Below are 12,837 nucleotides of genomic sequence, written 5' to 3' on the forward strand. Positions count from 1 at the left end.
CCGGCGGCTCGTCATGGGTGGCGGGCAGGACCGCTGGGTCCTGCACGTGGACATGGACGCGTTCTTCGCGTCCTGCGAGCAGCTGACCCGGCCGACCCTGCGGGGTCGGCCGGTGCTCGTGGGCGGTCAGGGCGGCCGCGGTGTGGTGGCGGGGTGTTCCTACGAGGCGCGAGCGAAGGGTGCCCGCTCGGCCATGCCCTCACACCAGGCGCGTCGATTGGTGGGGCCGGGCGCGGTGTTCGTCTCGCCGCGGATGCCGGTCTACCGGGTTCTGAGCCGCCGGGTGTTCGAGGTGTTCGCCGAGCACGCGCCGGTCGTGGAGCAGATCTCCGTGGACGAGGCCTTCCTCGAGCCGCCGGAGCTGCGGGGCGCCGACGCCGACCGCACCCGACAGTGGGCGCAGGAGTTGCGTGCCGCCATCCGTGCGGCGACCGGGCTCCCGGCGTCGGTGGGGGCGGGGGCGGGCAAGCAGTACGCCAAGATCGCCTCGGAGCTGGCCAAGCCGGACGGTGTGGTGGTGGTGCCGCGCCGCGACCACGCCGAGGTGATGTTCCCGTTGCCGGTACGGAGCCTGTGGGGTGTGGGCCCGGTGGCGGGGGAGCGGCTGGCGCAGTTCGGGGTGGCGACCATCGGTGACCTCGCGGCGATGGACGACGACGACGTGGCCCACGCGCTCGGCAAGACGGTCGGCCCGGCGATCGCCCGGATCGCGCGGGGGTACGACGACCGGCCGGTGCACGAGCGGGCCGAGGCCAAGCAGATCAGCGCCGAGAGCACGTTCGCCGCCGATCTCACGACGTCGGGTCAGGTCGCGGCCGCGGTGCGGCGGGCGGCCGAGGCGGCGCATCGCAGGCTGCTCTCCGACGGCCGTGCGGCGCGGACGGTGACGGTCAAGGTCAAGCGCTCGGACTTCACCTCGATCACCCGCTCGTACACGTTGCCGGTGGGCACCACGTCGCTGGAGACGATCATCGGGGTGGCGCGCTCGCTCGCCCCGGACCCGGTCGACTTCGGGGCGATCCGCCTGCTGGGCGTGGGGGTGTCCGGCCTCACCGATCACTACCAGGACGCGCTGTTCGAGCAGGAGTTCGTCCCCGTGGACCGGTCGGGACACGACGACGACGAGGACCTGCCCGACATCGTGGGGGTGGGCACCACCGTCACCACCGACGAGTCCGAACCGGGCGACGACGGGACCGGACCCGCGGACGAGGGGGCGGCCGACGGACGGGCGGCGGGGGAACTCCCGGCGATCGGGGCGTGGCGGCAGGCCGGGCACCGGCGTTTCGAGACGGGTGCGGATGTGCGACACCCGGAGTTCGGGCACGGTTGGGTCCAGGGCTCGGGCCACGGGCGGGTGTCGGTGCGGTTCGAGACGGCGGCGACGGGCCCCGGTCGGATGCGCACGTTCGCCGAGGACGATCCGGACCTCGAGCCCGCGGACCCGCTGTACTCCCTGGGGTGGTGACCCGGCGGCCCCGCGCCGCCCGCCGACGCCCGGCCCTGCTGCAGCCGCTCCTCGGGATGGCGCCTCGCCCCCGCCGCGGGGCACGCGAGACGCCCTGGGCGCGTGCGGCTGCGGCGGGGCGGGCAGGGCGCCAGCACACCCCCGGCTGACCGCGCTGCCTCTCTGCCCTGCGCTGCGTGAACGCCCGCCGGCGCCCCGCCAGCCCCGCAACCGCCGGCCCCGCAACCGGCGACGTCTGCTCGTCAGCTGTAGAGGTGGTAGCGCCCCCACTGTCGGCGCACCTCTGCGGCCGCACCGTCGCCGTCGGCGCCGACTGCACTGCTCGCGGTGGACAGGAGCGCGGCCAGCAGGACCCGGGCTTGCCCGGATCGCAGGTATCCGCAGCTCAGCACGCCACGAGCGGCGAGCTCCGCACCACCACCCGGGCCGCCGTAGGTCGAGGTCGCCTCACCCCGCGGCACCCGGCTGGACACCACCACCACGATGTCCGGTCGGCCGTCCGCCAACCGGGCGACCGCATCCGCGACGAGTGGCGGCAGATTGCCCGAGCCAGAGCCTTCCAGCACCAGCCCGCGGGCACCGGCGTCGACGGCGGCCCACACCGCGACCGCGTCCGCGCCGGGCGGGCACGCCACGACGTCGACGCGGGTGTCGGTGAAGCGGGCCCGGCCGGGGAGGGTGGGGCGTTCGAGCTCCGGGGGCAGGTCCTCGACCGGGTGCTCGGGCGAGTTGCGGGCGAAGGCGACGAGATCGGTCGTGTGCCATTTACGTACACCGCGGGCCTGCAGGATGGCCCGGCCCAGGACCACCAGCACGCCCAGGTCGCGGGAGACGGGGTCGGCGGCCAGCAGGACGGCGTCCAGGAGGTTGGCAGGCCCGTCGGCCCCGGGATGGTCGGCCGGGAGCTGGGCCCCGGTGAGCGCGACGGGCCGCGGGTCGTCGTGGTGCAGGTCGAGGGCCATGGCGGTCTCCTCGAGGGTGTCGGTCCCGTGGGACACCACGACCCCCGACACCGACGGATCGGACAGCGCGTCACCCACCGCGTCGACCAGCAGGTCCCACTCGGCCGGGCCGAACGTGGAGGAGTCGGCGTCGAGCACGGCGCGCGCGCTCACGGTGATCTGGTCCGGCAGCACCGCCCTCAGGCCGTCGAGCATGGCCTGCGTCTCGGGGTCGGAGTCCCCGGCCACGACCGCCCCCTCCGGCGTGGTCGAGGCGGTGATTGTGCCTCCCGTGGTGCAGATCACGATGTGGGGGGTATCGGTGCTGGTCTCGGCGCTGGTCACCCGCTCCACAGTGGTGTGCGGGCGGCCCGGCGTCAACCTTCCCGGCCGCTGACGATGGAACAATGGCTCATCGATGTTCGTTGGGCCGGTGACCCGGCCCGGAGCCATGCCCGGCTCGGTACCGCATGCCCGGTGCCGCACATCTCGACGAAAGGACCCCGCGTGAGTCTTCGACGGACCATCGCCGCAGTCTCCCTGTCCGCCTTCGCACTGGGCGGCCTCGCCGCCTGCGGAAGTGACGACGACGGCCCCGGGCCCCGGGGCACAGCAGCCCCCGCGCCCACCACCAGCGCCCAGGAGACCACTATCCCCACCGCCGAGGAGCTGACCCAGCTGCTCGACCGGGCCTCCGACCCCGCGGTGCCGGTGGAGGAGAAGGTCGACCTGGTGGAGGGTGGCGCGGAGGCGCCCGAGATCTTCGACCAGATCGCCGCCCTCAAGGCCGAGCAGGGCGCAGACGTGACGATCACCGGCGCAGCGGAGGGGGACATCCCCGGCACGCTCATCGCCAACGCGGTGATATCCCAGCCGGGCCAGGAGGACATCAACGTCCAGGCCCAGTTCATCAACCAGGGTGGTCAGTGGCAGCTGCAGAAGGCGTTCGCCTGCGCGCTCATCACCAATGCCGGGCTGGAGCCGCCGGCCACGTGCGCCGCGGCCTGACCGCACCTCAGCGCGCCGTCGGCCCGGACTGACAGCGAGGCCTGACCAGCGTCAGTCCACGCTGCGGAACCGCAGCACCGAGTCCTCGTCGTAGGTCGTGCGTCGTCCCGAGTCGGGATCGACGTAGACGGCCCGCGTCGAGGACTCGGTCGTTCCGCCCACCGGCACCGGGGCTCGTAGGTCCACCATGAGCTCGCCCGAGCCGGTGACCTCGTAGGACTCCACGTCGAGGGTGACGCCCGGCCCGCCGTCGGGTGCCGGGGCGGCCAGGGTGCCCGCCGGGTCGGGAGCGGTGGTGCTCGACCGGACGGTGGCGACGTCGCCGTCGACGTCGACGAGTTCGTAGGTGGTGACCCTCGTCGGGGCCACGGCGTCGTCGACCCGGCGGGTGACGGTCCAGCGGGCGCCGACGCCGATCTCTTCGGTGGGGAACGCCACTGTCGCGTCCGACACCGCGTTGGCGGTGATCTCCACTCCGGCGCGGGCGGCGTCGGTGGCCCCAGAGGGGGCCGCCAGCGACAGTTCCCGGACGATGCCGTCGGCACTGCGGGTCCAGGTGACGGTGAACCCGGGGGCGGTGGAGAACTGGGCGTTGCGGAGTTCGTCCACGGACGTGAACTCCCGCGCGGTCACGGTCGCCCGCTGCGCGCCGTCGACATCGGGCTCCGATCGTCCCTCCACGGTGAGGGTCTGCGCCGGGGTGTCGTCGGTGCGCGGCTCGGCTCCCGGGACCTCGGTCCGCGAGTTGGCGGAGCGGGTGATCGCCACGACCGACGGTTCGCGCGAGGGGGCATAGGCCAGGACTCGCCGCTCGCCCTCGCCGGCGTCGATGAGGTCGACGACCGGGGCGGGACCGGGGTCGACGGTCACCTCGGGTTCGAGGGCATCCGTCCCCTCTGCGGCGGACGAGCCCGGGCCGCCGTCGGCGGGTTTCGCGGCATCGTCCCCGGCGCACGCGGAGGTGCCGGCCACGAGCGTCACGGCCAGCGCCGCCGCGAGGAGACGGTGACCGCGACGAGCGGTTCGGGAGGGGCCGGGGGAGACGGTCGATCGCGGGTCCACGGCCCCGAGCCTAGAGGGTCGCCCACCCGGCGCCGTCGGGCCCGCGGCCGGATCAGGGATACTGGAGCCCATGACGGAGACCAACGGGACGCCGCCCGACGCGTCGGGGCCCACGCCCGGCAGCACCGCGCCCCTCGACCCCGCGCCCCACGACCCCGCGACTCACAACCGTGCGCCCCACTACTTCCGGCGCGGGCCGGTGGTCATGCTGGTGATCGCCGCGCTGATCGTCGCCGTAGACCAGATCGCCAAGGTCCTGGCCGTGGCGAACCTGGAGGACTCGAGGCCCATCGAGCTCATCGGCGACACGGTTCGTCTGGTCCTGCTGCGCAACCCGGGCGCCGCGTTCTCCATGGGCACCGAGTTCACGGTGGTGCTGAGCATCGTCGCCACGGTCGTGGTGGCGGGCCTGCTGTGGTTCTCCCGCAGGGTCCACTCCCGGTGGTGGGCGTGGGGCCTCGGACTGATCCTGGGCGGAGCCGCCGGCAACCTGGTGGACCGCTACTTCCGCGCGCCCGGCATCCTGCAGGGCCACGTCGTGGACTACATGGCCGTCGGCTGGTGGCCCGTGTTCAACGTGGCCGACGCCAGCCTGGTCACCGGCGTGATCGTGGTGGCCGTGGCCGTGTTCCGCAACGTCGACTTCGACGGATCGCGGGTGTCCGAGGCGCTCGCCGGCGACAAGAAGGCCCCTGCCGACCCCGCCGCCCCCGCGAGCGGGAAGGACCCCGCCAATGGGTGAGGTCCGCACCTTCCCCGTCCCCGACGGGCTCGACGGCATGCGCGTCGACGCCGGTGTCTCCCGCCTCCTGGGCATCTCGCGGACCGCGGTCGCCGACCTCGCCGGCGAGGGCAAGGTCCTGCTCGACGGGCACACCGTGGGCAAGTCCGACAAGCTCACCGGGATGTCCTGGATCGAGGTCGAGATGCCCGAACCGCGGGCCGAGCCCGCCGTGGTCGCCGAGCCGGTCGAGGGGATGGCGGTCCTGTACTCGGACGCGGACATCGTCGTCGTCGACAAACCGGTCGGCGTCGCCGCGCACGCCTCCGTCGGCTGGACCGGCCCCACGGTGATCGGCGGCCTGGCCGCCGCCGGGTACCGCATCTCCACCTCCGGCCCGCCGGAGCGCAAGGGGATCGTCCACCGCCTGGACGTCGGCACGTCCGGACTGATGGTGGTCGCGGCGTCCGAACGCGCGTACACGCTGCTCAAGCGGGCGTTCCGTGACCGGACCGTCGACAAGACCTACCACGCGCTGGTGCAGGGCCACCCCGATCCGCTGTCGGGGACCATCGATGCGCCGATCGGCCGACACACGTCCAACGACTGGCGCTTCGCCGTCACCTCCGACGGTAAGCACTCGATCACCCACTACGACACCCTCGAGGCGCACCAGGCCGCGACGCTGGTGGAGGTCAAACTCGAGACCGGCCGCACCCACCAGATCCGCGTGCACTTCTCCGCGCTGCACCACCCGTGCGCGGGCGACCTCACCTACGGCGCCGACCCGGTCCTGGCCAGGCGGCTCGGCCTCGAGCGGCAGTGGCTGCACGCGGTGGGGCTGGGCTTCGAACATCCGGGCACCGGCTCGCGCGTGGACTTCACCAGCACCTACCCCGACGACCTCCAGCACGCGATCGACGTCCTGCGCTCGGCATGACCCTCGCCGCGCGGGTACTGAAGATCGCCGGCGTGGGGGTCGTGATCGTGGTGGCGTTGGTCGCGATCCTCACCGCGCTGCGGACGGAGTTGCCGCGCAGCCCCGGGGTGATGTCCGACGCCCTGGGACCCGACGCCGGCGAGCGCGTCGACGACTACCTCGCCCGCGCGGCCGGCTCACTGGACCAGAACAAGAAGAACGACGACGACGACGACGAGGACCCCACCACCGGCGGGGCGGCCCCCCGCTGGGCTCTCGTGACCGCAGGGGCGGCGTGGTCGGTGACCGAGGCGGCGGACATCGTGCGGGCCCTGCCGCGCGTCTCGGGGCTGTACGTGCAGGTGCCGGTCGACGGGGTCGCGATGCCCGTCACCGGTGTGACCCTGGCCGAGCCGGTGGCGGGGGAGACCGGCCGCGCGGAGACCTTCGGCCGGGGACTCGAGCAGGTGGTCGCGCGGCTGGACACCGGTGGCCCGAACGCACCCGCCCCCGCCGCACCCGCCGCCGCGTCCGGAGCCCTTCCGCCGGGCGGGGACCGCGCCGCGGCGACCGCCGCGCTCACCGTGTCCCGTCTCCGGGCGGGGGAGCCGGCGATCATCGGCGTGCTCGCCCGGGGCACCACCGAGCAGTTGCGTGCGGTCGCCGAGCAGCCCCGGGTGCGGGCGGTGGAGGCACTGCCCGCCGACGCGGTGTGGGAGCGCTTCGCCGTGCGGCCCCTGCAGCCCCAGCAGGTCGACGCCGCGGTGCCCCTGCCGGATGAGGCCCGGATTCCCGCTCGATAAGGCAACGTAACTGCTGTGACAGACGAGCCCCCGTTGACGTACCGGTCTGAGCGGCAGGCCATTGATGACTTTCGCCGTCAGTGGGAAGTGATTATCGACCCCGTCCCTCGGTGGAACGCGGCATTCAGAGAGATGCGGGATCACACACTGAATCTCAAGGCTGAGGGGGTGTGGCGCTCGGGCAGGCGTACCTTGCTTGCGGAACTGGGCATCGCCACTGATGAGGTCCTGATGTGTCGCGGTTTAGCCTGGCTGCTTACTCCAGATGGGTGGCATGGATTGGGAACAAGGTTTCTCGGCCGGTTCCTGAGCGATGCGGGCGTCCCTGCTCCGCAAGGGCAGGTGGCTGTGGTCGAACGTGAGGTGAGCCGGACGAACACTCGAGCCGATATCGTCATCCGCCTGCCGAACCGGACGGTAGTCATCGAAGCCAAGATCAACGCTCCTGAGATGCCCAATCAGTGCGACCGCCTCGCTGCGGACTGGCCGGAAGAATTGGTCACACTGGTGCTCTTGACGCGAAGTGGGCACCAACCGGTTAGCGCGCGAACGAGTGGGCACCGGTGGAGGGTTGCATCCTGGGCAGGCCTCGTCCGTCTTATCGATGGTTCGTTGCGGGACGTCGAAATGAGGCACGGCCCGCATCACGCTCATCCGGGGGTCCGCGAACTGGCCGACACATTTCGACACACACTTGCGTAGGGAGCTCGATGAATTCCGATCCGAAGGTCTCCTTTTACTTAGAACACCGAGAACTCATCGAGGAGTGGGCCTCCCTCCGCGACGTGGCAGCGCGAGAACTCTCGTCGGCTCTGGAACGTGCCTGCCGCGCAGAGCAGTTGTCAGGTCACCGCTCCGCTATCGTTCTGGGTCCCGACCATCCGAGTCGCCGAACACTGCAATTCACGCCGCCTAGGAAATCCGAGTCAACGAGCTATGTCGAGCTCCTCTGGAAGCCCACGCAACTGTGTATCCCAGGTGACCCGGTTGAGTGGCCTGTCCTCAGTATCGTGGTGAACCCGTATACCGCGCTGAGTCTCAGAGAGCCCATTCGAAGGGCTGCCGGGCCGATCGCGGCGGAGCACGGTCTCGCATGGTCTGATCACAAGTGGTGGGTCCTGTCGAGACAGCTCGAGCCCGCCTCTCCCATGATCACGCCGGATGAATACGCTGCCGAGTGCATGCGAAAGGTCCGAACCCTGTACGACGCTGTTGCCGAAGTCCTCACTGTCACAGTGCGCCGATTCGAAGCCGGCGAACCGGACGCAGAGAACTCTGTGATCTAGACAAAGGCCCCCATCGGGGTTGGGCGAGGGGCGGACATCACGGCGCTCGCTAGGGTTGCGCGGTGAGCGACAGGGGTCCGAGCGGGCGGGTGAGCAACAGCGAGAAGTCGGTGGCAGGCGGGATGGCAGCGGGCGTCGCCGCCTACACACTGTGGGGATTCTTCCCCGCGTTCTTCCCGTTGCTCCAGCCCGCCGGAGCCGTCGAGATCGTGGGCCACCGGATCGTGTGGTCGCTGGTGGTCATGGCGATCGTGCTCACGGTCATGCGGTTCTGGCGACGCCTGTTCGCCGTCGACCGGGCCTCGTGGGGCTGGATCTTCGGTGCCGCGGTGTTCGTCTCCGCGAACTGGGGTTTCTACGTGTACACGGTCAACTCCGGCCGGGTCACCGAGGCGGCTCTGGGGTACACCATCAACCCGCTGGTCAGCGTGCTACTGGGTGTTCTCCTGTTCCGCGAACGACTCAACCGCCCACAGGTGCTGGCGGTGGCCCTCGCCGTCGTCGCCGTGGGGGTTCTCACCGTGGGGTACGGACACTTCCCGTACCTCTCGGTCATCCTGGCCGTGAGCTTCGGCCTGTACGGGGTGATGAAGAAGAAACTGCGGGTCGATCCGGTCACGGGGATGACCGGCGAGGTCCTGGTGATCACCCCGTTCGCGTTGGCCCTGCTCGTGTGGCTGGGGGCAACCGGCGCGGGTACGTTCACCACCGAGGGCGCGGGGCATGCGGCCCTGTTGGCGATGTCGGGCCTGGTCACGGTGGTGCCGCTGCTGCTGTTCGCGGTGGCCGCGCAGCGCATCCCCCTGGCGACCGTCGGCATGCTGCAGTACATCGTGCCGGTGCTGCAGATGGCCTGGGGACTGATCGTGGTGGGCGAGCGTCTGGACGCCGTGCAGTGGGTGGGGTTCGCGCTCATCTGGGTCGCGGTGATCGCGTTCACGCTGGCAGGCAGGCAGCCACGCGCGGCGCGTCCCGGCGTTTCGAGACCTGTCGGTGCGGCGACCTACACTGGCCAGGACAAGCCGTAGGAGGAATGCTGCGTGGGCGACCAGTTCGTGCATCTGCACAATCACACCGAGTTCTCGATGCTCGACGGGATGGCGCAGATCGACCCGCTGTTCGCGGAGGCCTCCCGGCTCGGTATGCCGGCGGTCGGGATGACCGACCACGGCAACATGTACGGGTCGTCGGACTTCTACAAGCAGGCCGTCAAGACCGGCATCAAGCCGATCATCGGGATCGAGGCGTACGTCGCCCCCGAGTCGCGGTTCAACAAGAAGCGCGTGCTGTGGGGCGAGAAGAACCAGAAGAGCGACGACGTCGCGGGCTCCGGCGCGTACACCCACATGACGATGGTCGCCGAGAACGCCACCGGCCTGCGTAACCTCTTCCGCCTGTCTTCGCTGGCCTCCTACGAGGGGCAGCTGGGCAAGTGGGCGCGCATGGACGCCGAGATCCTCGCCGAGCACTCCGAGGGGATCATCGCCACGTCCGGCTGCCCCTCCGGTGAGATCCAGACGCGGCTGCGCCTGGGCCACCGGAAGGAGGCCTACGAGGCCGCGGAGAAGTGGCAGTCCATTTTCGGCAAGGACAACTTCTTCCTCGAGTTGATGGACCACGGGATCGACATCGAGCGCAGGGTCCGCGAGGACCTCCTCACGCTCGGCAAGGACCTGGGGATGCCGCCACTGGTGACCAACGACTGCCACTACGTCACCCGCGAGCAGGCCCACTACCACGAGGCCATGCTCTGCGTGCAGACCGGAAAGACCCTCGCCGACGAGAACCGCTTCAAGTTCGACGGTGACGGCTACTTCCTCAAGTCCGCCGACGAGATGCGCGCCCAGTGGGACACCGAGGTCCCCGGCGGCTGCGACAACACCTTGTGGATCGCCGAGCGCGTCCAGCCGTACGACGACATCTGGGCCCCCAAGGACCGGATGCCCAAGTTCCCCGTCCCCGATGGCGAGACCGAGGACACCTGGCTGGCCAGGGAGGTCCAGAAGGGTCTGGAGTGGCGGTTCCCGGACGGCGTCCCGCAGGAGTACCTCGACCGCGCCGCGTTCGAGCTCGAGGTCATCAAGGGCAAGGGCTACCCCGGCTACTTCCTCGTGGTCGGTGACCTCATCGAGCACGCCCGCTCCATCGGCATCAAGGTCGGACCCGGCCGTGGCTCGGCCGCCGGCGCCCTGGTCGCGTACGCGCTGAAGATCACCAACATCGACCCGATCGAGCACGGGCTGCTGTTCGAGAGGTTCCTCAACCCCGAGCGTCCGTCCGCGCCGGATATCGATATCGACTTCGACGACCGCCGCCGCGGCGAGATGATCCGCTACGCCTCCGACAAGTGGGGCGCCGACAAGATCGCCCAGGTCATCACGTTCGGCACCATCAAGACCAAGGCCGCCATCAAGGACGCCGCGCGCGTGAACTTCGGCCAGCCCGGGTACGCGATCGCCGACCGGATCACCAAGGCGCTGCCGCCGCCGATCATGGCCAAGGACATCCCGCTGTCCGGGATCATCGACTCCAAGCACGAGCGCTTCGGTGAGGCCGCCGAGGTCCGTCAGCTCATCGAGACGGACCCCGACGTCAAGCGGATCTACGACACGGCCCGCGGGCTCGAGGGCATGGTCCGCCAGGCCGGCGTGCACGCCTGCGCGGTCATCATGTCCTCCGAGCCGCTGCTCGACGTGATCCCCATGTGGAAGCGCGCCCAGGACGGCGCCATCATCACCGGCTGGGACTACCCGTCGTGTGAAGACATCGGTCTGCTCAAGATGGACTTCCTGGGCCTGCGCAACCTCACGGTGATCGGCGACTGCCTGGAGAACATCAAGCTCAACCGGGGCGAGGAGATCGACCTCGACATCCTGAGCACCGACGACCCCGCCACCTACGAGCTGCTCGCCCGCGGTGACACCCTCGGCGTGTTCCAGCTCGACTCCGGCGGCATGCGCGAGCTGCTCAAGCGGATGAAGCCCACCGGCTTCAACGACATCGTGGCCGCCCTCGCCCTGTACCGACCCGGGCCGATGGGCATGGGGACGCACTGGAACTACGCCGACCGCAAGAACGGCAAGCAGGAACTGGTGCCCATCCACCCCGAGCTCGAGGAACCGCTCCGGGAGATCCTCGGCGAGACCCACGGCCTGATCGTGTACCAGGAGCAGATCATGGCCATCTCCCGCGAACTCGCGGGATACACGGCCGGTGAGGCCGACGGTTTCCGTAAGGCCATGGGCAAGAAGAAGGCCGAGGTGCTGGCCGCCGAGTACGAGAAGTTCTCCGGCGGCATGTTCGAGCGGGGCTTCTCCAAGGACGCCGTCGACGCACTGTGGGGCACCATCGAGCCCTTTGCCTCGTACGCGTTCAACAAGTCCCACGCGGCCGGCTACGGCCTCGTCTCCTTCTGGACCGGCTATCTCAAGGCCAACTACCCGGCCGAGTACATGGCCGCGCTGCTCACGTCCGTCGGCGACGACAAGGACAAGGCCGCCCTGTACCTGTCCAACTGCCGCCAGATGGGCATCAAGGTCCTGCCGCCGTCGGTCAACGAGTCGCGGACCAACTTCCTCTCGGTGGGCACCGACATCCGCTTCGGACTGGGCGCGGTGCGCAACGTCGGCGCCCAGGTGGTGGACTCGATCGTCGCGGCCCGTGAGGCCAAGGGTGAGTTCAGCGACTTCTCGGACTACCTGGCCAAGATCGACCAGACCGCCTGCACCAAGAAGGTCACCGAGTCGCTCGTCAAGGCCGGCGCCTTCGACTCGCTCGGCCACCCGCGCAAGGGCCTGTTCCTGGTCCACGCCGACGCGGTGGAATCGGTGATGTCCACCAAGAAGGCCGAGGCCGTGGGGCAGTTCGACCTCTTCGGTGGGGGAGACGACGCCGAGGCCGACTCAGGCTTCGGCGACGTCTTCGCCGTCCGGGTCCCCGACGAGGAATGGGACATCAAGCAGAAGCTCGCCCTGGAACGCGAGATGCTGGGCCTGTACGTCTCCGGGCACCCGCTCGACGGGCTCGAGGCCGCCCTGGAGGCCAAGACCGACACCACCATCGCCACGATCCACGAGGGCGAGCTCGCCCACGGCACCGCAGTGACGATCGGCGGGATCATCTCCGGCGTCGACCGGCGGGTCAACAAGAACGGCGAGCCATGGGCGATCGTCACCATCGAGGACTTCAACGGCAGTGTCGAAGTCCTGTTCTTCCCCAAGACCTACCGTCTCGCGGCGATGGACATCGCCGAGGACGCGGTGGTCCTGGTGAAGGCCCGTATCAACATCCGTGAGGACCGCGTCTCGGTGTTCGGCGACACCCTCGAGGTGCCCGACCTGGTCGTCGGTGGCAACGGGGCTCCGCTGGCGCTCACGCTGCCGACGCGGATGTGCACCATCGAGACCGTCACAGCGCTCAAGCAGGTCCTGGGGCGGCACCCCGGACCGTCGGACGTGCACCTGCGGTTGGTCAACGGCAGTTCGTCGACCGTCCTGCGGCTCGACGACCACCTGCGGGTCGAGACCTCGTCCTCGCTTATGGGCGATCTCAAGGCGCTGCTCGGCCCCGGCTGCCTCACGGGCTGACCGGGTTGACGGTGATCGTGGGCGCGGTGGGACACTGGTGGCT

At 70.3% G+C, this 12,837-nt stretch carries 11 protein-coding genes; 9 read left to right on the forward strand and 2 right to left on the reverse strand.

What is annotated here, in order from left to right; genetic code table 11:
* Positions 1-13 precede the first annotated feature (13 nt).
* The gene (locus NR111_RS15010) at positions 14-1,468 is read left to right on the forward strand and encodes a DNA polymerase IV (protein ID WP_256821278.1); all 1,455 of its coding nucleotides are present in this window, start codon (positions 14-16) and stop codon (positions 1,466-1,468) included.
* 242 nt (positions 1,469-1,710) lie between these two features.
* Here NR111_RS15010 and NR111_RS15015 read toward each other — a convergent pair whose 3' ends face one another.
* Positions 1,711-2,754, reverse strand: coding sequence for an asparaginase (locus NR111_RS15015; protein ID WP_256821279.1), 1,044 nt, complete (start codon positions 2,752-2,754; stop codon positions 1,711-1,713).
* A 162-nt stretch (positions 2,755-2,916) separates the two neighbouring features.
* Between NR111_RS15015 and NR111_RS15020 the strand changes: the two genes are divergently transcribed.
* On the forward strand, positions 2,917-3,417 hold the full coding sequence (locus tag NR111_RS15020; RefSeq protein ID WP_069389284.1) for a hypothetical protein: 501 nt from the start codon (positions 2,917-2,919) through the stop codon (positions 3,415-3,417).
* 51 nt (positions 3,418-3,468) lie between these two features.
* Here the strand turns inward: NR111_RS15020 and NR111_RS15025 are convergent, their stop codons facing one another.
* The gene (locus tag NR111_RS15025) at positions 3,469-4,479 is read right to left on the reverse strand and encodes a hypothetical protein (RefSeq protein ID WP_256821280.1); all 1,011 of its coding nucleotides are present in this window, start codon (positions 4,477-4,479) and stop codon (positions 3,469-3,471) included.
* Positions 4,480-4,549: 70 nt separating this feature from the next.
* Here NR111_RS15025 and lspA point away from each other — a divergent pair, with 70 nt between their 5' ends.
* From lspA to dnaE, 7 genes are all read left to right on the forward strand, one after another.
* Positions 4,550-5,221 carry a signal peptidase II gene (gene lspA / locus NR111_RS15030; RefSeq protein ID WP_256821281.1) on the forward strand — a complete coding sequence of 224 codons (672 nt, stop codon included), beginning with the start codon at positions 4,550-4,552 and terminating at the stop codon, positions 5,219-5,221.
* A complete protein-coding gene (locus tag NR111_RS15035) occupies positions 5,214-6,140 on the forward strand; it encodes an RluA family pseudouridine synthase (protein WP_256821282.1) in 927 nt (308 codons plus the stop codon). Before lspA ends, NR111_RS15035 begins: the two co-directional genes overlap by 8 nt.
* A complete protein-coding gene (locus NR111_RS15040; protein ID WP_256821283.1) occupies positions 6,137-6,922 on the forward strand; it encodes a hypothetical protein in 786 nt (261 codons plus the stop codon). Before NR111_RS15035 ends, NR111_RS15040 begins: the two co-directional genes overlap by 4 nt.
* 132 nt (positions 6,923-7,054) lie before the next feature.
* Positions 7,055-7,624 carry a PD-(D/E)XK nuclease family protein gene (locus NR111_RS18840; protein WP_374210744.1) on the forward strand — a complete coding sequence of 190 codons (570 nt, stop codon included), beginning with the start codon at positions 7,055-7,057 and terminating at the stop codon, positions 7,622-7,624.
* A gap of 8 nt (positions 7,625-7,632) precedes the next feature.
* Positions 7,633-8,208, forward strand: a complete 576-nt coding sequence (locus NR111_RS15045; RefSeq protein ID WP_256821284.1) for a hypothetical protein — start codon at positions 7,633-7,635, stop codon at positions 8,206-8,208.
* A gap of 122 nt (positions 8,209-8,330) precedes the next feature.
* Entirely contained in the window at positions 8,331-9,236 is a 906-nt protein-coding gene (gene rarD, locus NR111_RS15050) for an EamA family transporter RarD (RefSeq protein WP_256821300.1), read from the forward strand.
* Positions 9,237-9,248: 12 nt separating this feature from the next.
* Positions 9,249-12,794 (forward strand): DNA polymerase III subunit alpha, encoded by a 3,546-nt coding sequence (gene dnaE / locus NR111_RS15055; RefSeq protein ID WP_256821285.1) that lies wholly within the window; start codon positions 9,249-9,251, stop codon positions 12,792-12,794.
* Positions 12,795-12,837 lie beyond the last annotated feature (43 nt).

Origin of the sequence: Dietzia sp. Die43 (genome assembly GCF_024519835.1) — a bacterium.
In the GTDB taxonomy this organism is placed as follows: Bacteria; Actinomycetota; Actinomycetes; order Mycobacteriales; family Mycobacteriaceae; genus Dietzia; species Dietzia kunjamensis.

What these genes read in the sequence shown, in the direction of transcription:
- NR111_RS15010 (WP_256821278.1), top strand. Translation starts at nt 14, where the DNA reads ATGGGTGGCGGGCAGGACCGCTGGGTCCTGCACGTGGACATGGACGCG.
- lspA (WP_256821281.1), top strand. Translation starts at nt 4,550, where the DNA reads ATGACGGAGACCAACGGGACGCCGCCCGACGCGTCGGGGCCCACGCCC.
- NR111_RS15035 (WP_256821282.1), top strand. Translation starts at nt 5,214, where the DNA reads ATGGGTGAGGTCCGCACCTTCCCCGTCCCCGACGGGCTCGACGGCATG.
- NR111_RS15040 (WP_256821283.1), top strand. Translation starts at nt 6,137, where the DNA reads ATGACCCTCGCCGCGCGGGTACTGAAGATCGCCGGCGTGGGGGTCGTG.
- NR111_RS18840 (WP_374210744.1), top strand. Translation starts at nt 7,055, where the DNA reads ATGCGGGATCACACACTGAATCTCAAGGCTGAGGGGGTGTGGCGCTCG.
- NR111_RS15045 (WP_256821284.1), top strand. Translation starts at nt 7,633, where the DNA reads ATGAATTCCGATCCGAAGGTCTCCTTTTACTTAGAACACCGAGAACTC.
- rarD (WP_256821300.1), top strand. Translation starts at nt 8,331, where the DNA reads ATGGCAGCGGGCGTCGCCGCCTACACACTGTGGGGATTCTTCCCCGCG.